The sequence below is a fragment of the Streptomyces sp. NPDC007856 genome (genome assembly GCF_042868225.1).
Classification (GTDB): domain Bacteria; phylum Actinomycetota; class Actinomycetes; order Streptomycetales; family Streptomycetaceae; genus Streptomyces.
On the sequence record NZ_JBIAEC010000032.1, the window covers coordinates 1 to 20,742 of the forward strand.

Below are 20,742 nucleotides of genomic sequence, written 5' to 3' on the forward strand. Positions count from 1 at the left end.
CCCCCGGCCACGACCCGCTACCGCACCGCCCCCGATCTCCTTGCCGCCTCGCATGAAGAAACCGACACACCGACAGGTTGATTCTTTACGGCTTCAATGTGTGCGGCATCGCTGCCACGAGGCGCCCGGCAGGACCGCGCCGATCGCGTTCACCAGGCCGGTGTGAGCGTCGGAGACGACCAGCTGGACGCCGGACAGGCCGCGGGCAGTCAGCGAGCGCAGGAAGGCGAGCCAGCCGGCGCCGTCCTCGGCCGTGGCGACGTCGATGCCGAGGATCTCGCGGTGTCCGTCGGCGTTGACGCCGACCGCGATCAGGGCGTGGACGTTGATGATGCGGCCGCCCTCGCGGACCTTCTGGGTCAGCGCGTCGACCCAGACGAACGCATACGGCCCGGCATCCAGGGGCCGGTTACGGAAGGCTGCGACCTGCTCGTCCAGGTGCTTGGCCATTGCGCTGACCTGGGATTTCGACAGCTGGGTGACGCCGAGGGACTCGGCGAGTTTCTCGACTCTGCGGGTGCTGACGCCCAGCAGGTAGGCGGTGGCGACGACCGAGATGAGGGCCTGCTCGGCCCGCCGGCGCCGTTCGAGGAGCCAGTGCGGGAAGTAACTGCCCTGCCTCAGCTTGGGGACGGCAAGCTCAACAGTCCCTGCGCGGGTGTCCCACTCGCGTGGGCGATAGCCGTTGCGGTGGTTGACGCGTTCGTCGCTGACCTGCCCGTATTCGGCGTTACAGAGTGCGTCGGCCTCTGCGGACATGAGCGCGTCGGCGAACGTCTTGACCATCGCACGCAGCAGATCGGGACTCGCCGCGGCGAGGTTGTCCTCGGCGAGAGCGTGCGGGGGCAGACTGTCAGGTGCGGTCATCGTGCTGATCTCCTTCGAGCTTCGACACCTCGAAGATCAGCCGGTGGCCGTTCATCTATGCGGGCACCACCCCGATGCCAGAGCAAACCCCCGGATCAGGTCGAACCCGTACACCACTTTCCTGGACGCAACCCCATCCCCGCGGATGCGGGGAACCAGGCGGCCACGGTGCGGATGGCGGTCAGCACGGTGGGACCATCCCCGCAGGCGCGGAGAGCAGGCCGAGGGGGATGGTGTTGCCGACATCATCCGGGGACCATCCCCGCAGGCGCGGAGAGCAGACTTGCTGACCTGCTTTCTTACCGTGTTAGCCGCTCGCATTTCACCACTTTCGTCGATTCGACATGCGGGTTGAAGCTCGCTTTGGGCTGTGGCATGGCGTTAGGAGCACGACCTGACAATGAGCGCTCCCACCAGGTCGGCGGCAAGGCAGGAGCATCCCCGCGTCCGCGGGGAGCAAAGGTCCACGGGCTCGGTGGGACCATCCCTGTGGGTGCGGCGAGCAGCACTTTCACGGTGCCGTTGGCGACGTCGCGGAGGGACCATCCCCGCGTGTGCAGGGAGCAAGCATCCATCCCGGACCAGCGCCGCGCGGAGGAGGAACCATTCCCGCACACGCGGGGAGCAGTACCGGCGGATCGGGTCCGCGAGGCGCGGGTAGGGACCATCCCCGCACGCGCGGGGAGCAGACCGGCGTCGCCCTGGTCCAGAACGGCGGCGTGGGACCATCCCCGCGGGCGCGGGGAGCACTCGGGACTAGCTCGGCGGCGAGCGCGCGGACGGGGACCGTCCCCGAGGGCGCGGGGAGCACTCGTGGTACCCCGTGACTCCTACGGCACGGGCGGGACCATCCCCGCGGGCGCGGGGAGCACTTGCGGTCGGTAATGCGTGCGTCGGTACGCGAGGGACCATCCCCGCGGGCGCGGGGAGCACCGTGGGTGCCGCCGGCCGCCGCGACACCGATCGGGACCATCCCCGCGGGCGCGGGGAGCACCACCGCCTGGGCCCTGGCGGTCAGTGCGGGTAGGGACCATCCCCGCGGACGCGGGGAGCACTTGCTGTTCAGGACCATCGTTGTTGCAGTCGCGGGACCATCCCCGCGGACGCGGGGAGCACATCGGCGGACAGGTGGGGGAGGATGCCGACGTGGGACCATCCCCGCGGACGCGGGGAGCACAACCGGCCGAACCCGTTCATGCCGCGGCAGGAGGGACCATCCCCGCGGACGCGGGGAGCACGAGACGACCGGCGCCAATCCGTACGTGCTGCGGGGACCATCCCCGCGGACGCGGGGAGCACCTGCTGGGGCAGATCGTTGCCAGCATGCTGCTGGGACCATCCCCGCGGACGCGGGGAGCACTAGATGAGAACCCACTCGTCCTGGCCGCGCGGGGGACCATCCCCGCGGACGCGGGGAGCACAGGTCTCACAAGCCCCCGCACCGGCCCCGGATGGGACCATCCCCGCGGACGCGGGGAGCACACTTGCTGACCTGCATTCATACCGTGCCGTCAGCTCGCTTTTCATTACTTTCACCGAATCCGGCATCAAAGACAAAGCGCACCGCCGTCCTGCTGAGGTGTAGCCCACGGCGTTTGCCACCGACGACCGACTCATGGTGCTCGTCGCTTACTTCAGCTGAGATGTCAGCTCGACGCGGCTTGCCGGTCGCCAACACGTCAGCCAGGTAGAGGACGGCATTGACACACCACCGGCAGCGTGCCGTTGCAGCAGGGCGCAAGTAGAGTCGCCGCGCTTGCCGGTGCCGCCGACAGCCACACTGACAGCCATCCGCGCCGGCGCAGGGAGCAGACCAAGCGGTCCCCATCAGCCAGTGCTCGGGGAGCCATCCCCGCGGACGCGGCGCCAGCGATGGGCACCGACATCATGGCTTCAACCTCAGTAGCGGCGCCGCCGTACGGCATCATTTGCTGTTCGGTGTCCGGGTGAGTGTGGCCCCTGCCTGCCCGAATGGCGGCATCAGGGAAAGACCCGAGCCGCTTTTCCGAATTCGCCGCAGCAGGACCAGGCCGCGGATGACGAACGGAAGGCCGCGACGACGGCTCCCACCGCGTAGATGGGCGATTCCGAGCTTGAGCATCGCAGTGGCCCGCACTGACTCCTGGCCGGACTGGTCGCCGAAATCCCGCAGCAACTCCCAGGCGTTCTCGTAGGCCTGTACGGCGACGTCCCACCGGCCCTGCTGAACCTCCAGATTCCCGGTGTTCATCCAGCAGACTCCGAGGCTGTGAACGTCTCCACCGGCCTGGAGCCCCTCACGCGCTGCCTCATAGCACTCGCGGGCCTGGTCGAGGCGGCCCTGGTTCCTGGCGGCGGTGCCCAGCCCCAGCATACATTTGGCAACCAGCCGGGTGTTGCGTACCTTTCGACTGCGGCGCAGCGCGTGGCCGAATGCGTACTCGGCCTCGTCGAACTTTCCCTGCTGCAGATACAAGAAGCCCGTTTCGTAGTAGACACGTGCCTCGCCGATGGCGTCGCGTTCTAAATGGGACAGCGAACGGGCTTGGCTGAGCAGGGAGTGAGCCTCCTCGAAGCGGTGCTGCTGGCACAGGAGGGCGCTGCGGCGGCGCAGGAGGTCGGCATTGATCTGGCCGGAGGCGTCGAGGGCGCGCAGCAGCTCCACATGGGTCTGCTCCCATTCGCTCCACAGGAACGACTGGCCGAGATAGACGCTCACGCCGGAGGCCAGTGCGGCCGCCTGCATCAGCCGCGCCGCGTGCTCGCCGCGTACACAACGATCGACCAGCAGACGCGCGTTGTGCTGCTCGTGACGCATCCAGCTCATCGCGGTCGCGTAGTCGGGAAACTCCGCCGAGGCCTCCGCCTCGCCGTTGATGGCGCCGACAGCGGCTTCCGCGGTCCCTCTGTAGTACGTCAGCAGCCGTTGGAATGCCTCCTCGGCCGTGGCGGCGCTCTCCTCCTGACGGAGGCGATCGGCGGCGAAGATCTGGACCAGGTCGTGCAGGCGGTATCGATGGTCGGTGTGAGCCTCCAGCAAAGCCGCGTCCAACAGAACATCGAGCGTCTTCTCAGTGGTCACCGGATCGCGGTCGAGCACCGCGGCTGCCGCGGCACGACCGAAGGCCGGCATCTCCAGCAGCGCCAGCAACCGGAAAGCCCGGGCCGGTTCGGCGTCTAGAGCCCGATAGCCGACCGACAGGACCGCGCCAACGTCCAAGTGATCGTCGACACGCAGTTCGGCCATGCGCCGATCGCTTCGACGCAGCCCCTCCAGCAGGCTGCTGACCGGCCACTGCGGACGCTGTCGCAGCCGCGCCCCCGCCACTCTGAGCGCCAGCGGCAACCGTCCGCACAACGCGACGATCTCGGCGACCGCTTCCGGTTCCGCGCGAGCGCGCGCGGCACCGATCTGGGCGCTCAGGAAGGCAGTCGACTCCTCCTCGCTGGGCGCGTCGAGACGCACGAGTTCGGCGCCTGCCAGCCCCGTCAGCTGGCGGCGAGAGGTCACCAGTACGAAGCAGCGGGAGCCGCCCGGCAGCAGCGACCGTATCTGGTCGGCGCCAGCGGCGTCGTCGAGCACGATGAGCGCCCTCTTGCGGGCCAGTGCCGCGCGAAAGCGGGCGGCACGTTCGTCGAGACTGGTGGCCTGCCCCAGCTGCCGGTCGCCGAGTTGGATAAGGAACTGCCCGAGCACGTCGGCGGGTTCCGCGGGCGCCCGGTCCGTCCCACCGCGCAGGTCGGCGTAGAGCCGAGCGTGAGGGAACGAGCGGGAGATCTCCCGGGCGACACGCAGCGCGAGTGCGGACTTGCCGACCCCGGGCGGCCCAGTGATCACGCACACGCCCGGGCTGCCACCGCTGCTCGGAGATCTCCGCGCGGCCTTGCGCACTTGTTCGAGTTCACGCCGCCTGCCGGTGAAGTCGCCCGGGGCGGCCGGCAGATCGTCGGGCGGAGGAGGCATCCGGAAGCGGAACACTGCCGGCCGCCTCATGACGACCCGCACCCTAGGGGCGTACAGGTCACGGCCGGCCACGTACATACCCCGCAGCCGCACATCGCGGCCGGCCGTGATGCCGCTCTCGGAGGCCTTCACCGATAACGGTTCATCGCAAGCGGTATCCGGCTCCCCCGGCGTGCGAGCGCGGGGCGGCCGCTTGCTCCCGCGTGCCGGTCGGCTCATCGACGCCGGACGTCGCGGCCGCCGAAGTTGCGCCCTCGTACGGTGACGTCGCCGCCGGCGGTGATGCCGGATTCGACGGCGTTCACCGTTGCCGTACCGGACGTGCGCTCCCCGAGTAGACGGGCCAGCGCCTCGGCGAACTCGGCGTCGGAGCGTGCCCGCGTGGTGAGGATGTCGCCGAGCATGCGCACCCGCGTGTCGTTCGACGGTTCCGCATCTATCAGGGTCAGCACGGCGCGGCCCTCGCTGTCGTTCAGTTTGGCCCTCACCAGCTCGACCAGCCGACGTACCCCGCTGCTGGCAAGCTCCCCACCCGCCGAGCTGACCATCGCCGTCGCGAACAGATTCGCCGCGGCACGTGCGATGTTTTCGATGTCAGCAAGATCCACGATCTCCCCCTGCCCTCCCGGCACTCAATTCCCGCCGGGCGACGGATACTACGGCACCTTCGCACCCACCGTGGTGAAATCATGAACTTTGCCCGCATGGCGCTTCCGTTGCCGAATTGGGGGCGTTGGTCGGGCTGTGTGCTGGGAGGCGGCCGGGACAGCGACGGCCCATCCTGGCCCTGGGGCGATGGAGCTGCTGGCCGACTGAATGATGGAGATCCACATGCCCGTCCTGCGGGTTGTCACCTTCGACACGCTCTTCGGCGGGCACGCGGACTTGGGGTTCGGGCCAGCCGACCGATGGGACAGGCAGGTAAGGGACGATCCCCCGCACCTACGGGGAGCACCGGGCGACGGCGAGGTTGGCGTAAGCACAGGCACCACGGCCGTTCGTACTTCCGCGACCTGGGACCATCCCCGCAGGCGCGGGGAGCAGTGATACGCGTCCGACGCGTCAGTCTCGTACGCGACGAAATCGGCAAACTCTGGCGATACAAGGTCGCGTACCTTGACTTCCCAACCGCGCCCGGGACCATCCCCGCAGGCGCGGGGAGCAGAGCGCGCTCAGGCCGATGATCGACAAGGGTCCGGGACCATCCCCGCAGGCGCGGGGAGCAGGACCAGGGCGGCGACCTCGCGGGCGGACTCCTGGGACCATCCCCGCAGGCGCGGGGAGCAGACTTGAGCGTTCGCCGATGCCGCCGCCTTGCTGGGACCATCCCCGCAGGCGCGGGGAGCAGGCGATGTCAGCCGTAACCCCGCCGACGGCCTCGGGACCATCCCCGCAGGCGCGGGGAGCAGTTGCGTCCGCTCTAGACGTGCCGACCACGGCCGGGACCATCCCCGCAGGCGCGGGGAGCAGTTCCTGGACTACGCCGCGCTCGCCCTGCACCGGGGACCATCCCCGCAGGCGCGGGGAGCAGCAGAACCTTGCCCATGGCGGGGCCTCCGATACGGGACCATCCCCGCAGGCGCGGGGAGCAGACCGCGGCCTGCACCTGCCGGGCGTGCCATGCGGGACCATCCCCGCAGGCGCGGGGAGCAGCGCCGTTGTGGAAGCGCAACACGTAGGGATTGGGGACCATCCCCGCAGGCGCGGGGAGCAGCTGTTCCTCCACCTGGCGTTCGGCAACCTGGCGGGACCATCCCCGCGGGCGCGGGGAGCACTCCTCCGGGTTGCGCAGCCGGCGGCATCCATGGGGACCATCCCCGCGGGCGCGGGGAGCACCTACCTCGCTACACCGAGAACTGCACGAGACCGGGACCATCCCCGCGGCTGCGGGGAGCACAAACTCTGTTGTTTCATTCCCAAGGCGCGACACGGGACCATCCCCTCGAGCGCGGGGAGCACACTCCGAAGTTCGTGACGGCTGCGCGCCGTGCGGGACCATCCCCGCGGGCGCGGGGAGCACTTCGAGCCGTACCGCCAGGCGAGTTCGCCGTAGGGACCATCCCCGCGGGCGCGGGGAGCACGAGTGCTGTCCTTCGGGTTATGCGAGGCGGTCGGGACCATCCCCGCGGGCGCGGGGAGCACACCGACGGCAGCGCGGTCGTCGCCTGCTGCAGGGGACCATCCCCGCGGGCGCGGGGAGCACCCGTTCCGGTGGGCGAGCGAGGACCTGCAGCGGGGACCATCCCCGCGGGCGCGGGGAGCACGAAGACCCCCAAGGTCCCATCCTCCCGGCCCAGGGACCATCCCCGCGGGCGCGGGGAGCACTCAGGATGATGACGACCAGACGGAACGACCTTGGGACCATCCCCGCGGGCGCGGGGAGCACGTTGATCTCTTGCGTGAGCGGATCGGCGAGTTGGGACCATCCCCGCGGGCGCGGGGAGCACATGGACGGGCCGTTCTTCTGCGGCCGGAAGTCGGGACCATCCCCGCGGGCGCGGGGAGCACCCCGCCCACGGGGGCTCGAGGTCGGCCGCGACGGGACCATCCCCGCGGGCGCGGGGAGCACGCACCCGCCGGACTCGTCTGGGTTGCGATGCAGGGACCATCCCCGCGGGCGCGGGGAGCACGGATGGAGCATCAACCGGGACGGCTCGGTCGAGGGACCATCCCCGCGGGCGCGGGGAGCACACTTGCTGACCTGCATTCATACTGCACAGTCAGCTCGCTTTTCATTACTTTCACCGATCCCGGCATAGAGAGCAAACGCACCGATTCGCCTGCCGCCTATGTGCGAGGAGCAATCGGACACGCCGCCCCCGATCCGCCGGAGACCACCCCCGCGGGCGCAGGGAGCAGCCGGGGCCGGAGATCTCGCCCTCGTAGTCGCTGGGACCTTCCCCGCGGGCGCGGGGAGCACCTGCCGCTCTGGAGCACGCCCGTTGCTGTGTAGGTCAGTTGAGGTGGTCGGCAATGAGAGCGGCGAATTCGTCGGGGGTGGCGAGTCGGATGCCGAGGGTTTCTGCCTTGGCGCGTTTGGATCCGGCTCCTTCTCCGGCGACGACCAGGGTGGTTTTCTTGGAGACGCTGGAGGAGGAGCGGCCGCCGGCGCGTTCGATGAGCTCGTTCATCTGGTTACGGCTGAGAGCTTCAAGCGGGCCGGTCATCGTACCGGTGACCACGACCGTCATCCCGGTCAGCGGTCCGCCCTGCGCGTCGTCGGTCTGCGAGCCGCCCTTGGCGGCGTCGCTGGCGGGAGCGGGAGGGGTGGCGCCCGGCTCAATCATGTTGACCCCGGCGGCGGCGAGCTTGTCGATCAGCGAGGCAAGTTCGGCGAGTTCAGCGACGATCGAGGGGGCCTTTTCGGTGCCAATGCCTTCGACCTGCTGCATCGCTTCCGCGTCAGCAGCACGGATGGCGTCCATGGTGGCGAAGTGCCGGGCGATGCGGCGAGACATGGACCTGCCGGTGCCCCGGACGCCGAGGGCGCACAGCACCCGCGACAGCGGCCGGGCCTTGGCTGCGCTGATTGCGGCAAGAAGGTTGTCGGTGCTGGTCTCGCCCATGCGTTCCAGGCCCAGGAGCTGGTCGCGGGTGAGGGTGAACAGGTCGGCCAGGTCGGCGACCAGGCCGGTTTCGACGAGCTGGATGACGCGGGTGGCGCCGAGGCCTTCTATGTCGAGCTGGTCGCGGCCAGCCGCGTAGGAGAGGGAGGCAACGAGGTGGCAGTTGCGGCCGTTTACGCAGCGCCAGCGCTGTTCGCTGGTGTCGATGCCGGCACCGCAGCGCGGACATATCTCCGGGAAGATGATGGGCTGTTCGTCGCCAGTGCGCAGGTGGGCGACGGGGGCTTCGATGCGGGGGATGACGTCTCCGGCCCGGTGGACCATGACGTGGTCGCCCAGGCGGAGGTCGCGGCGGGTGATGTCGGCCGGGTTGTGGAGGGTGGCGTAGGTGATGGTGGAGCCGTCGATCTCGACGGGTTCCAGGACGGCGCGCGGGGCGATGATGCCGGTGCGGCCCACGTTCCACTCCACGGCCAGCAACCGGGTGATCTTGTCGACGGCGGGCAGCTTGTAGGCGATCGCCCAGCGCGGGGCCCGCGTCCCGGCTCCGGCGGCCCGTTGATCGGCGGCCAGGTCGGCCTTGATCACGATTCCGTCGATTCCGAATGGCAGCTCCGCCCGTACGGCAGCTATCTCCTTTACCCGGGCCAGAACGTCCTCGACGGTCTCAGAGGTGATGCCGGGCACGGCCGTGGTTGCGGTGGTGTTCACTCCCAACGCAGCGGCTTGCGCCATCAGGTCACTGTGCGCACGCTCGCCGAGCTGCTTCGCCAGGGTCGTATCGGTGTCGGGCAGGGCCAGCAGGCCGTAGCCGAAGAACGTCATCGGTACCGTGTAGGCGCGTTCCTTGGCGCGCAGGGTGCCTGCCGCGGCATTGCGTGGGTTGGCGAACGGCTGCCCGCCGTGGGCTGTACGAACCTCGTTGGCCTGCTCGAACTGGGCGGTGGTCATCAGGACCTCGCCGCGGACCTCCACTGTGATCGGCTCGGTCAGCTCGCGTGGCAAGCCCTCGATGGTGCCAATCGCGTGTGAGACATCCTCACCAGCCGTGCCGTCGCCGCGCGTGATCAACCTAGTGAGGCGGCCGCGGGTGTATCGGGTGGCGATTGCCAGACCGTCGAGCTTGGGCTCGACACTGAAGCGTTCTGCCTGATGGCCGATGCGCCGGGCCAGCGACGCGGTCCAAGCGGTGAACTCCTCTGGCGAGAAGACGTTGTCCAGGCTCAACATGGCTACCGTGTGCGGCACATCCCCCTCCACGGCGCCGCCAGCAACCTTCCCCGTCGGCGAATCGGGCAGCACCTGATCGGGATGCGCCGCTTCCCATGCCGCGATGCCGCGCACGAGCCGGTCGTAGGTCTCGTCATCCAGAACCGAGGTGCCGCCCGCGTAGTAGGCAGCCGAAGCGTTCACTGCGTCCTCGACGGCCTGCGCGTAGGCGGCTGCATCCACGATCACTGCTGCAGGTGTTGTCATGCGCGCCATCCTTCCTGCCACCACTGACAACGGCGCCTCAATCCATCGGGCCATCCCCACGCCTGCAGGGAGCACAGGCCGCCTACCGCGGCCGCCGTGGTTCGGCCGGAACCATTCCCGCGCCTGCGGGGGTTTGTGGGAGCCCATCACCGTCCACACCCGGTACGCCCGGCCTGGGCCGCCGCCGGCCATCCCGTTCCCGCACCTCACCACCGGCCGCACAGCACCGCGGAATGTCCTCGTCGAACGCGCCGACGACAGCCGCGACGTCCGGCCCATCCGACTGCTCCGCGTCCGCCCACCCTGCAGCAAGGACCGGCCGTGCCTGGCAGCGGCCAGCAGGATTCCGGCTGGTAATCCCGCGATGGAGTTCCTGGGCAGTATTCGCCCACAGGATTCTTGGTCTGTGGTCCCGGGATCGCGCTAGCCTGAAACTCAAGCCCGCTAAAGTTTGGGAGGCCGGGATGAGCGAGCAGCCGTGGACCATCGAGCGGATCTGTGACGCCCTCGGCAACCCTGTCCTGGCCCAGAAGTTTCTCGGTGAGATCAACCGTGCGCCGGAGGGCGAGCTGCTGCAGACGTTCGCTGAGTGGGTGGAGCGGGCGGAGCGCGTCGTTGCTGCTGTCGAGCGCGGCCGGGAGATCGCAGCCGCTGAGGCCCGTGGCGAGGAACCCCCGGGGCAGTGGGTCGACGTCACCGAGCGTGTTCTCGGGGATGCTGCGCGAATCCGGTCCCAGGGCGCTGCCTGACCTGACAGGCTGGGGGCTGTGTACCGGCTCCTCTGCGATGAGACCCTCCTGGCGGTGTGGGACTCCCTCCCCGACGAGGCCAGCGCACAGCTCACCATGGCGCTGTCCGACGTCTGCCACGAGCCGTTCATCGAAACCGAGCCCTACGGCATCGACGACGGAACCCACCGCATCCTGGTCCGGCCACTCGTGATCGCCGTCCTCGCCGTCAACGAGGACAAGCAGACCGTCCGGATCTACGACATCCAACCTCGGCACTGAACAGCCTCGACCGCACCTGCGGCGGGGGCCCGCCATGTGTCCGAATCGCATCCTTGTCGCCAGGTTGGCCCGACTCCACCCTGTTTTAGGTCACTAGTGAACATGAGGGGGGAACGTGCCATTCGGCAACGCAGACAGGGAGTCCATCCGGCAGATCAGTCACCAGCTCACCCAGATCACAGCCGACCTCGCCGCAATCAAGCAGCAGGTCTCTGACCAGCAACACACGATCGACCAGATCCGGCAGGACACCACCGCCGCCATCACCACCGGGCTCGCCGAAATCCGGGCCGTCGCCCGCGACGCCATGGCCCGCACCAACGACATCACCACCGGGCCGCTCGCCAGCATCGGCAACGAACTCGTCGCCATCCGCGGCACCATCGCCCAAGTCGACAGCCAGCTTCGGGCGCAGGCCGCCAGCACGCCGGCCGCGCCGGAAACCGACAGCCCACCCGAGCCCGAGCCGACCGCGGATCCCTCACCGCCGACACAACCCGAGCCAGCGGCGTCGGAGCCGCACTCGGAGGCTGAGACCCCCGGCCCTGCCGAACCCGATCCGGACATCCTCCGCGCCGCCGCGGGCGTCGCCCACGCCACCGTCGAAGCCCACCGCGACACCTGGGGCTTCCTCATCCAAGTCGCCGGAAACGAACAGCACTTCCACATCCCCGGCAAGGTCGAAGACCACGACGGATTCGTCAGCGTCCGCTTCTCCGGACCCAGCCTCGTAGCCGCCATCACCAGCCTCGGCCAGGTGGCAGAGACGACCGGTAACCCCGTGACCCGGGCCATCGCCGACCACATCCGGCAGAAGATCACCGCAGCAGTGCAGGAGATCATCAGCAAACCCAGCCGCAGCGGCGACGGAACGCCCGTCCGCATCGTCATCGACGACCGAGCCGCACCACCGGAGACGGAGGAACCTCCGGCCGCATGACCAAGGGCCCGACCGCGAGTGCGGTCGGGCCCTTCCGGCATGTCCTGCTACAGCTCGGTCACCCGGTACGGCTCCGGAGGAGGCGGCAACTGGACTCCCAGAACGCACCCCAGAATTGAGCGCGCCACGATCTCCCACTCAGCCCCGGACGCCCTGCTGGCTGCACGAACAGTCGCCTGCCGTCCGAGTCGACACACGCCCATCCAGTGAAGCCCGGGACCATCCCCGCGGTCGCGACGAACTCCCCGTTCGCGGAGTGGGACAAAACCTTCGCTGACCCGCTGTGCGCAGCCATCGCCGCCGAACACCCCAGGCAGGGCGCCTGACCGGGGGCCGGGGAAGCCTGTGCGATCGTCGACCGCAGAGCCGATCAATTGGACGGCGTGAGCGAAGACCACACGCCGAACCACTGCTCGGCTCCCCACGCCTCGAACCGTTCCAGCTCGGTGAACCCGAGCTTCGCCGCGAGGCGCATCGAGCTGGCGTTGGCGGTCTGGGTGTAGAGCACCACCGGCTCACCGGGCAGCGCGCCGGCAAACCAGTCGAGTGCCGCTGTGCACGCCTCGGTGGCGTACCCGCGGCCCCACGCCTCCGGTAGGAACAAGTAGCCGAGTTCCGTCTCCCCGGCCTCCAGACGGCGGTTACTCGGACTCTCGGGGGCGTGCGGTTTGAGCTGGACCGTGCCGATCATTGCTCCGTCGAGCTCGACCACGAACCAGCCACAGCGCTGCCCGGGCACCTCGGGCACCGTGCGTTCGAGCTCGGCGCGCGGTCGAGGGCCACCAAGGTAGGCGTTCACCTCTGGCGAGGCGTTCAGCTCAATGACCGCCTCGCGGTCCCGGGCCTCGGACTCGCGGAGTACGAGCCGCTCGGTCTTGATGGGGGCAGGTGGCCAGGCGAGGCGTTTGGGGGCAGCCATGCCAGCCAACCTAGGCAGCAGGCTCGGAAGCGATCAAGACGCGCAGACCGATCAAGCCACTGGCCTGGGCCTCGCCCTCGACGAGGTCAGGCAGGACCATCCCCGCGGGCGCGGGGAGCACCCGACATGTCAGTACCCGCCGCCGGCCGTGTAGGGACCATCCCCGCGGGCGCGGGGAGCACCCCGTCTTCGTCGGGATCTGCCTCGCCGTGGGGGGACCATCCCCGCGGGCGCGGGGAGCACTGATCCCGCCATGCAGGATCTCACGACAACCCGGGACCATCCCCGCGGGCGCGGGGAGCACTGGCGGGCCGTCTGCCGTCCGCGGCTCTCGCTGGGACCATCCCCGCGGGCGCGGGGAGCACGCAACGAGCGCGCCGTTCACGGTGATGTGGTGGGGACCATCCCCGCGGGCGCGGGGAGCACATGACGTCCATGGCCGCACTGGCGCGGTCGTTGGGACCATCCCCGCGGGCGCGGGGAGCACCGGTTCCCCCTCACCGCGTCGGCGTCCGGCGTGGGACCATCCCCGCGGGCGCGGGGAGCACTTCGCCATCTTCATGGACGAGGCCAAAATCCCGGGACCATCCCCGCGGGCGCGGGGAGCACGTGTAGAGGTGACCGGCGACGGATGCCGCGGCGAGACCATCCCCGCGGGCGCGGGGAGCACCGCATGCGGCTGGACGGCCTGCGCCGGCAGGTGGGACCATCCCCGCGGGCGCGGGGAGCACCCGACCGGCCAAGCCGAGTCCGTGCAGGCCGCGGGACCATCCCCGCGGGCGCGGGGAGCACAGTGGGCTCCCGGGTGTTGGGGCGCGTGGTTGGGGACCATCCCCGCGGGCGCGGGGAGCACGAAGTGGCCGTACGACATGGCAAAGGCCATGCGGGACCATCCCCGCGGGCGCGGGGAGCACTCGGCCAGGGCCAGCACCGTCGGATTGGTGCCGGGACCATCCCCGCGGGCGCGGGGAGCACTCGGCGTCCCAGCCGGCCCGCACCCAAACGGTGGGACCATCCCCGCGGGCGCGGGGAGCACCAGACCTCGCACACCCAAAAACAGGACGACGGGGGACCATCCCCGCGGGCGCGGGGAGCACTCCCCGGCCTGATCACCTAGGAGGCGGCGATGGGGACCATCCCCGCGGGCGCGGGGGAGCACTCGTCCGGCGCCTGGTCCGCGGCGCGCGGTGGGGGACCATCCCCGCGGGCGCGGGGAGCACGTCGGCAAGACCTGGGACGAGTTCCTGACGTGGGGACCATCCCCGCGGGCGCGGGGAGCACGCCCCGCCCACCGCGGCAAGCAGCTGCTGCAGGGGACCATCCCCGCGGGCGCGGGGAGCACGCCGCCGGCCACGACAAGGTCGCCGAAGCCGCGGGACCATCCCCGCGGGCGCGGGGAGCACACTTCGTGAGCTGCGGCTTTGTCACGGAGGCACGTCGTTCTGAAGCAGTTTCACCGATTCCGGCAAAGCGCTAATATGGGGCATTACGTTCATCAGCTTCTGCCGTACCGCCGTCGCTTGGATGCGTTGCTCCAGCCTTTCCGTGGGGTGCCCGAGGCATTTGAGGAGCTCTCGGTGTTCGGACGGCGGAGCAGGGTCAGACCCTCATGGTCGACCGGGTGCCAGACATGGTCGTAGGTGCGGAAGGTGAAGCCCTGTTCATTGTTCGTCGTGTGGGCAAGGAGGGCTCGGCCCTGGTGGGCGTACTGCTGGACCTCGTCCCAGAGCAGGTCACGGATCCGGGCGGACGGGTTGCCGATGAAGACGCCGGCGGAGATCTCGAGGAGCCAGCGGGTGAGGAAGCCCCTCAGGCTGGGTGGGCAGTTGGTGAGGACGATGACGGTCACCAGGAGAGCTCCACATCGCCGTAGGCGTCGTGCTCATCGGTTCCGCCGCCGTAGTTCCGGCCCGCAGCGACGGTGTGGCCGCTGTCGCTGTGGAGGGTGACGACGTCGAGGTCGTCGTTCGTCGCCGCGGCCGGGGCAGTCTCCGGCAACAGGAGGCGTTTGATGTCGTTGACGCAGCGGTCGAGCAGGGACGTCTCGTTGATGCGGTCCCGTAGGGCACGGCGGGTGCGCGGGCCGATGTCTTCCTCGTCCTCGGCGGCGACGTCGAAGGCGAGCGGGATGCCGATCTCCGTCTTGTACAAGTCGGCGATGTCGAGGACGAAGGACAGCTCGTGGCCGGAGTGGACGAAACCGAGCGCCGGACTGCAGCCGAGGGAGGCGACAACTGCGTGGGCGATGCCGTACATGCACTGGGCGGCGGCGGTGACGGCCTGGTTCACAGGGTCGCCGCTGGTGAAGTCACCAGGGGTGTAGCGGCGGCCACGCCAGGGGACGCCGGTGCGGGCGGACTGGGCCCGATAGCAGTCCTTGACGCGGCTGCCTTCACGGCCGAGGAGTTCCTGGCGGGTGAGGCCGGCGGGGTCTTCGTCGGGGAAGCGCAGTTGGTACATGGCGCGGGCGACGGCGAGCCGGCTGCGGATGTTTGCCCATTGCACAGCTTGTGCTTCGGCGAGCGCGGAGGAGCGGGTCAGGGCGCGGCCGCCGGCGTAGTAGCGCACGCCCTGCTCTCCCACCCAACAGACGGCGGCGCCGGTTTCGCCAAGGACGCTCATCGCCTGGTGGGTGATACGGGTGCCGGGCCCGAGGAGGAGAGTGCCGATGGTCGCCGATGGGATGTGGGTGGTGCCGTTGGCGTCATCGGCGGTGATGGCGTTGGCGTCCCGGTGCACTGTGCAGCGCTCGAGGTAGACGAAGGACAGCCGTTCGCTGGTGCGGGTGAGCTGGCGTGGGGTCAGCGCGGTGCGCCGGGAGACTGTGGTCACCGTCTCACCTTGTCGTGCCGAGTGGTGCCAGAGTGAGCAGGCCGCAGCCGTATGCCTTGGCCTTGCCGATCCCTTGGGTCAGGGCACCGCGCAGCAGCTGTGGGTCGGTGATCTCGAGGCGGCCGTCGAAGGTGACGGTGACCAGGCTGACGGGTGCCTGGCGGCCGCCTTGGGAGCCGGTGCTGCGGGACTTGTCGAAGGCAAGGGCGCGTTTGTCGCGGACGGTCAGTTCGTATCGGTCGCCGTAGTGGGGCTGCCTCGTGTGGGTGGTGCCGCGGGGAAACAGTCGCTTGTCGTCTGCTTTTTCCAGTATGCGGAAGCCGCAGGTTTCCTGGCGTTTGAGGAGCCAGCCCATCTGATGTACCGGGGTGAGATGCGCGGTGCGCTTGGTCGGTTCGTCGTCCTTCCGACGGGCGTGGTGGACGGGGTTGGCGGTGAGGCGGAACGCCCACCGGTCACCGGTGGCGAGCCGGTCGAGGAACGGGCCGTAGGGGCGGCTCTGCCAGCCTGGCTCGGCCGGGTCGGCGGCAGCTGCGGCGGGCCAGCCGGCTTGTTCGACGAGATGGGTGAGGTCGGGCCGGTCAGGGCTGACGATGTACAGCATGACTTCGGCGCGGGTGGTGTGGTCCAGCCGCCACAGCACACGCGGGCCGCCTGAGGGGGGAGTGTCGGTGGGCAGCAGCGTCGGGAAGGACGACATGAGGGCCGCGTGCATGGCCTGCGGTGAGGACAGCAGGCGGCGAGCACCGGACCGCGCGGTGTTTACGCGGAAGCGGGTAAGGAACATCAGGCGCTCTCTTCGTGCAGGGCGTCGAACGGGTCATGCCGGGGCAGTTGCCGGGCGGACGGGTTGGGGATACGCACGCTGTCGGTGACTTGGGTGCGCAGGATGTGGCGCCGGTGCTCGGCGGCGAAGCTGAGCGGCTGGTCGCGCAGGGTGTCCGCGACATTCTGCTCGTACTCGTCCGCCTCGCGCAGCACGGTCAGTTCGACCTCGTTCCGGTCGCGGTACTGCTTGCGGTACCAGGGAGAGGCCTGCCACGGTTCCTCACGCAGGGCGTCCTGCAGACCACCGTGGTCGTAGAGGTGGAGCTCGACCGGCAGGGCGGGCTGGCAGGAGCGGCGGCCGAGGAACGGCGCATACACCGGGGCGCGCAGCGCCGCATGCAACTCGGCGAGCAGCGGGCGATCGCCTTCTACAGCGGCGACGAACACGGCATCGGCTAGGTAGAAGCGTTCGGACAACGGCATGGATTTGCCGGTGACGCCGTGGTGGGCGGTCTGGAAGTCCCGTACCCGGGTTCCTGGCTGGTCGATGCGGACGCCGAACCGCAAGGCGGCGAGCGGCTTCAGCTTGTCGTCGTCGCCGCGTTCTACGCCGGCTGCGGCAGCGAGCATGCCGATGACGCCGCTCTTGGTGGGGGCGGACTCGGTGGTGCGGCGGGCGAAGCGGGCCGAGGCCCCCCAGGACTGCAGGGGGCCTGCGAGCCGGAGGGTCAGCACGCTCATGCGGGCTTCTCCAGGCGCTCGGCGACGGCCTGGCCGACGGCGGTGACGAGTTCGCCGATGTTCTGCGACTCGGTGCCGATCCCGGCGAGTTGCTGGGTGTTCGGGCCGACGCGCAGGACCCAGGTGAGCGTGGATTCTTCGTCGCCGTAGGCGCGCTCGATGTCGGGGATGTACGCGGCCAGACGTTCTGATGCCTCGCGGACGTAGCCGCCGCTCTCGCCGCGCACCGGGTCCTCGAATGCGGCGACGAAGCTGACGGGCCGGGTGGTGCGCAGCTTGACGATCACGGCGTCGGGCAGCGTGTGGTGCCCGAAGGTGTTGATCTTGCCGGTGGGCAGGGAGGCGACGAAGCCGTGGACGAAGGCCTCCACGGCGCGGCGGACCGGTTCGGTGCGTGGCTCGTCGTCGCGCAGGCCCCGTCCGAGGTTGGCGGCGAGCTGGTGGACGCCGAGAGCGGCGTAGCGGTAGAGAGTGGCGGAGTTGAAGTCGATGGTGCCGATCATGCCGGCGCCGGTCTCTGCGTCGGTGTTCTCGTCGTCGACGGCGGTGTAGTAGTCGGACTCGTTGTCCACGCGGTGGACGCTGATGGCGTGAGCGACCTGGACGGCGGCGTCAACGTTGATGTCGGCGTCGTCGGCCACCATGCGGCCGAACAGGGCGATGTCCACGGAGTGGAAGGTGTCCGCGATCTGTTTCGCCCGGCCCTTGTTCTCCTTGTCCTTCAGATGGGCGGTGATGTCGGCGGCGCCCTCGACGGCGAGGCGGGCCAGTCCGTCGAGTTGGCGGGCGCTGAGAAACACCAGGTATTTCGACTGGGGTGCCGGTTCCGGCTCACCGTCCTTGGCCGCGGCCGCCTTGCGCTTGGGAACCTCGGTCTTCAGTCCGGTGGCTTTCACCGTCTCGTCCGCGATTAGCAGCGCCGTCTCGCCGGTGAGGGAGGGATCGAGGGCGGTGATCCGGTCGGCGACCGCCTCCACGATCTTCTTGGTCCGCACGCCGAGCTCGCTCGCGTCCAGCAGGTGCTCTTCCTTGAAGTACGTACGGGTGGCTCGCTTCCATGCCTGGCTGGAGACGCGGGCGCGCGGCACGCCCCCGTACACCGCGGTCTTCGGCGCGCCGGTGTCGTCACGGTTCAAATTGCTGGGCGGCACGGTCTGCAGGGCGTGCACGTCGAGGAAGATGCGGTTCACGAGGCGTCCTTGTCGGTGTTTGCGGTGCTGGTGGTGTAAGTGCCGGCGGGGGAGGGCTCGCCGTCGGTGGGCTTGCCTTGTCAGGCGTGGAAGGAACGGCCCCACTCCCTGCGCACGGTGTCCGCGCCGCCGGGCCACTGCCAGGTGTAGAGCTGTCCGGCGAGCTGCGCGTGATCGAGTTCAATGTCCTCGCGGCGCAGCAGGACGACGATGTCGCGCAGCCGCTGGGCGAGGACGGCCAGGTCGAGGGAGGTGCCGGCCCGGACCAGGCGCTTGTGCACGGGTTCGTCGATCTCGCCGGGCTTCATCATCCGGCGCACCGCGGCGCCCAGGCCGCGGCGGCGGCCTGGCCGGTCGGCCTGGTACATGCCGGAGCGTCGGGACTGCTGGTGTAGCGCGTAGAGGGTGAGCGCGACGTGCAGGGCGTCCTCGGCCCGGATCAGTTCGCTCTCGCTCAGCGGTCGGGCACCGTCCGGTGTTTCGTGCAGGGGGCCGGTGTCGATCAGCGCCCACAGATCGGGCAGCTGGCCGGCCTCCCGGCCGGCGCCGCGCCGGAGTCGGGCGAGGGCCGCGACGGCATGAGGCTGATCATCGAGGTAGCCCCGTTGCAGGGCGGCGATGTGGCCGGCGGCGAGCCGGGCGACGCGTTCGCGTGGGGTGGCAGGTGCGGTGACGGTGGTCATGCGGGTGCCTTCACGGTGGTTTCGGGTGCCGGGCTTGCGTCCGCATCCGGCGGCATGTCAGAGGAGTCAGGGCGCCCCAGGCCCTTGTACAGCGCGGCGCGGAACCACTTGCCGGCGAGCGCGGAGTTGAGCCACTCGGTGCCGTGCTTGAGCTGGACGATCCGGCCCTGCCAGGCCGCGTCCCCGGCCGTGGCCATCAGCCGGTCGCCGAGCCCGCCGACGATCCCGTACACCTGCTGCTGCCAGTCGGTGCGCTGCGCGTACGGGTCGTCGGTGTCGGCGAGGTGTGCGAGCCAGGTGCGGTACGGGGCCTCGAGGAGACCGTAGGCGAGGTCGCGTGCGCTGGAGCGGGGTCCATCCATCTCGGTGCCGGCCGCGCGGGCCAGGTTGGTGGCGAGGTCACCGAGCGCATTGACCGCAAGATCGGCGTCGCCGACGGCTGCGACGGCCTGCTCGGCATAGCGCCGGTCCTGCTCGTGGAGCAGGACGACGGCCATGGCCACGTGGTCGTCGACGATCTCGTCGATCACGGACTGCTGCGTGCCGTAGCGTGCGCCGATGATCCGGGCCCGTACGAGGAAGCCGCGTTCCAGCTCTCCCTCCGTCACCAGGCGGGCCACCCACTCCAAGATCCCCGGCCGTAGATAGTCGGCGGGCTCCGACCCTTGGGCCGTGCCAGCCTCGTTGGCGACCAGGGCGCCGAGCCCACGCCATGCGGAACGCTCGGGAGCGTGCTCGCGCGGCAGATAGACCGGACTCTTGCGGAGCTTTGCCTCCTGAGACTTGCTGCGCCGCCAGGCGGTCATCGGTTCTCGGTGCTGACGGTCGCGGGCGGTGAGCGGGTCGCCGTAGCCGAGGACGACGCCGTGCACGCCAGTCTCGTCGAAGTGGAGTCTCAGGCGCCGCGTCTGCCACGTGTACAGGTCGCGTACACCGGTCGGGGCGCGCTCGGCGCCGCCCGGGCCGCACGGCTGCCTGCGCCATGCCGGCGCGTCCGCTTTGTCGATCTCCAGGTTGGAGGTGTCGGCCGCCACTAGGTTCAGCAGCAGCGTCTCGCGCAGGGTGCGGCCTTCGACGAAGACGCCGCCGAGGTTCCCGGCCCAGCCGACGCCGAGCGGGTAGACCTTGCCTCCCTTGGCGCGCTTGTCGCCTTCCACTCCGGTCTTGATGCCGGAGGTGTCGTAGGCGTGTGCGTGGACGACCCAGCGGGCTGCTTCGGCGAAGGTGAGCCGCTCGACGGTGGGCATGCGGGCGGTGAAGAACGGTTCTCCGTTGGGGACGTCGGCCACGATCCGGTTTAGGGAGAACACCTCGTCCTTCGCCGTGCGCAAACCTGTGGTCTGGAAGAACGGCGCCTTAGCATCCAGCAGGTTGAACCGTCCTCGGTGCGCCTCGAGGTACGCCCCGACCGGCGCGAAGCAGGTCTCGTCTGCCCACAGCTCCGCCCATGCGTCGGTGTCCTGCGGCCCGTCGAGTGCGTCGTGTGCGACCGCGAGCAGCAGACGGACCAGGGAGAACTCCTGGGTTGGCAGGTCACCAACGATGCGCCGCAGGTCATGCGACTGCTCGAACACCTGGCGCAGCGACAGCTCGTCCTGGCTGCCGTCCCTTCTGAGCACGGGGATCCACGGCCGGGCAGTGAGGTCGAACGACAACACACCGTCGCTGTTGTTCTGGTCGGTTTCAGGCACGGGTCACCTCGAGGCCGTCACTGGGCTGTACGGGAGGCAGAAGCCTGCCAGGTGGGTCTGACAGCCGGCAGCGGACGGCCGGACCGGCGACACCTTGATCATCGGCCTCCGCAGGC

At 69.7% G+C, this 20,742-nt stretch carries 14 protein-coding genes, 1 pseudogene and 3 CRISPR repeat arrays; of the genes and pseudogenes, 3 read left to right on the plus strand and 12 right to left on the minus strand.

Annotated features, from left to right (window positions below; all coding sequences use genetic code 11):
• Positions 1-96: 96 nt before the first annotated feature.
• The 4 genes and pseudogenes from ACFYOH_RS40775 to ligA form a co-directional block, all read right to left on the minus strand.
• Positions 97-867, minus strand: a pseudogene (locus ACFYOH_RS40775) (IS256 family transposase); the annotation flags it as partial.
• A gap of 477 nt (positions 868-1,344) precedes the next feature.
• Positions 1,345-2,349: a CRISPR direct-repeat array (repeat unit 29 nt; unit sequence GGGACCATCCCCGCGGACGCGGGGAGCAC).
• 442 nt (positions 2,350-2,791) lie between these two features.
• Complete coding sequence (locus ACFYOH_RS40780; protein WP_388636399.1) at positions 2,792-4,942, minus strand: tetratricopeptide repeat protein; 2,151 nt, start codon at positions 4,940-4,942, stop codon at positions 2,792-2,794.
• 83 nt (positions 4,943-5,025) lie between these two features.
• On the minus strand, positions 5,026-5,418 hold the full coding sequence (locus ACFYOH_RS40785) for a hypothetical protein (RefSeq protein WP_388636401.1): 393 nt from the start codon (positions 5,416-5,418) through the stop codon (positions 5,026-5,028).
• A gap of 528 nt (positions 5,419-5,946) precedes the next feature.
• A CRISPR array of direct repeats spans positions 5,947-7,500; the repeat unit is 28 nt; unit sequence GGGACCATCCCCGCGGGCGCGGGGAGCA.
• A 264-nt stretch (positions 7,501-7,764) separates the two neighbouring features.
• Positions 7,765-9,852: an NAD-dependent DNA ligase LigA gene (ligA, locus tag ACFYOH_RS40790; protein ID WP_388636403.1), complete on the minus strand. Its 2,088-nt coding sequence runs from the start codon at positions 9,850-9,852 to the stop codon at positions 7,765-7,767.
• 464 nt (positions 9,853-10,316) lie between these two features.
• Here ligA and ACFYOH_RS40795 point away from each other — a divergent pair, with 464 nt between their 5' ends.
• The 3 genes from ACFYOH_RS40795 (at position 10,317) to ACFYOH_RS40805 (ending at position 11,802) form a co-directional block, all read left to right on the plus strand.
• Entirely contained in the window at positions 10,317-10,601 is a 285-nt protein-coding gene (locus ACFYOH_RS40795; protein WP_388636405.1) for a hypothetical protein, read from the plus strand.
• Between the two features lie 18 nt (positions 10,602-10,619).
• Positions 10,620-10,862, plus strand: a complete 243-nt coding sequence (locus ACFYOH_RS40800) for a hypothetical protein (protein WP_388636407.1) — start codon at positions 10,620-10,622, stop codon at positions 10,860-10,862.
• A 115-nt stretch (positions 10,863-10,977) separates the two neighbouring features.
• On the plus strand, positions 10,978-11,802 hold the full coding sequence (locus ACFYOH_RS40805) for a hypothetical protein (RefSeq protein ID WP_388636409.1): 825 nt from the start codon (positions 10,978-10,980) through the stop codon (positions 11,800-11,802).
• 370 nt (positions 11,803-12,172) lie between these two features.
• Here the strand turns inward: ACFYOH_RS40805 and ACFYOH_RS40810 are convergent, their stop codons facing one another.
• From ACFYOH_RS40810 to casA, 8 genes are all read right to left on the minus strand, one after another.
• A complete protein-coding gene (locus tag ACFYOH_RS40810) occupies positions 12,173-12,721 on the minus strand; it encodes a GNAT family N-acetyltransferase (protein ID WP_388636411.1) in 549 nt (182 codons plus the stop codon).
• A 92-nt stretch (positions 12,722-12,813) separates the two neighbouring features.
• Positions 12,814-14,124: a CRISPR direct-repeat array (repeat unit 29 nt; unit sequence GGGACCATCCCCGCGGGCGCGGGGAGCAC).
• Positions 14,125-14,216: 92 nt separating this feature from the next.
• The gene (gene cas2e / locus ACFYOH_RS40815; protein ID WP_388636413.1) at positions 14,217-14,570 is read right to left on the minus strand and encodes a type I-E CRISPR-associated endoribonuclease Cas2e; all 354 of its coding nucleotides are present in this window, start codon (positions 14,568-14,570) and stop codon (positions 14,217-14,219) included.
• Positions 14,567-15,553, minus strand: coding sequence for a type I-E CRISPR-associated endonuclease Cas1e (cas1e, locus tag ACFYOH_RS40820; protein ID WP_388636415.1), 987 nt, complete (start codon positions 15,551-15,553; stop codon positions 14,567-14,569). Before cas1e ends, cas2e begins: the two co-directional genes overlap by 4 nt.
• Before the next feature lie 4 nt (positions 15,554-15,557).
• Entirely contained in the window at positions 15,558-16,340 is a 783-nt protein-coding gene (cas6e, locus tag ACFYOH_RS40825; protein ID WP_388636417.1) for a type I-E CRISPR-associated protein Cas6/Cse3/CasE, read from the minus strand.
• Positions 16,340-17,062 carry a type I-E CRISPR-associated protein Cas5/CasD gene (gene cas5e, locus ACFYOH_RS40830; protein WP_388636418.1) on the minus strand — a complete coding sequence of 241 codons (723 nt, stop codon included), beginning with the start codon at positions 17,060-17,062 and terminating at the stop codon, positions 16,340-16,342. The genes cas6e and cas5e overlap by 1 nt, the downstream gene beginning before the upstream one ends.
• Positions 17,059-18,252, minus strand: coding sequence for a type I-E CRISPR-associated protein Cas7/Cse4/CasC (gene cas7e / locus ACFYOH_RS40835; protein WP_388636420.1), 1,194 nt, complete (start codon positions 18,250-18,252; stop codon positions 17,059-17,061). Before cas7e ends, cas5e begins: the two co-directional genes overlap by 4 nt.
• Positions 18,253-18,332: 80 nt before the next feature.
• Complete coding sequence (casB, locus tag ACFYOH_RS40840; RefSeq protein ID WP_388636422.1) at positions 18,333-18,935, minus strand: type I-E CRISPR-associated protein Cse2/CasB; 603 nt, start codon at positions 18,933-18,935, stop codon at positions 18,333-18,335.
• On the minus strand, positions 18,932-20,626 hold the full coding sequence (gene casA, locus ACFYOH_RS40845; protein ID WP_388636424.1) for a type I-E CRISPR-associated protein Cse1/CasA: 1,695 nt from the start codon (positions 20,624-20,626) through the stop codon (positions 18,932-18,934). Before casA ends, casB begins: the two co-directional genes overlap by 4 nt.
• Between the last annotated feature and the right edge of the window lie 116 nt (positions 20,627-20,742).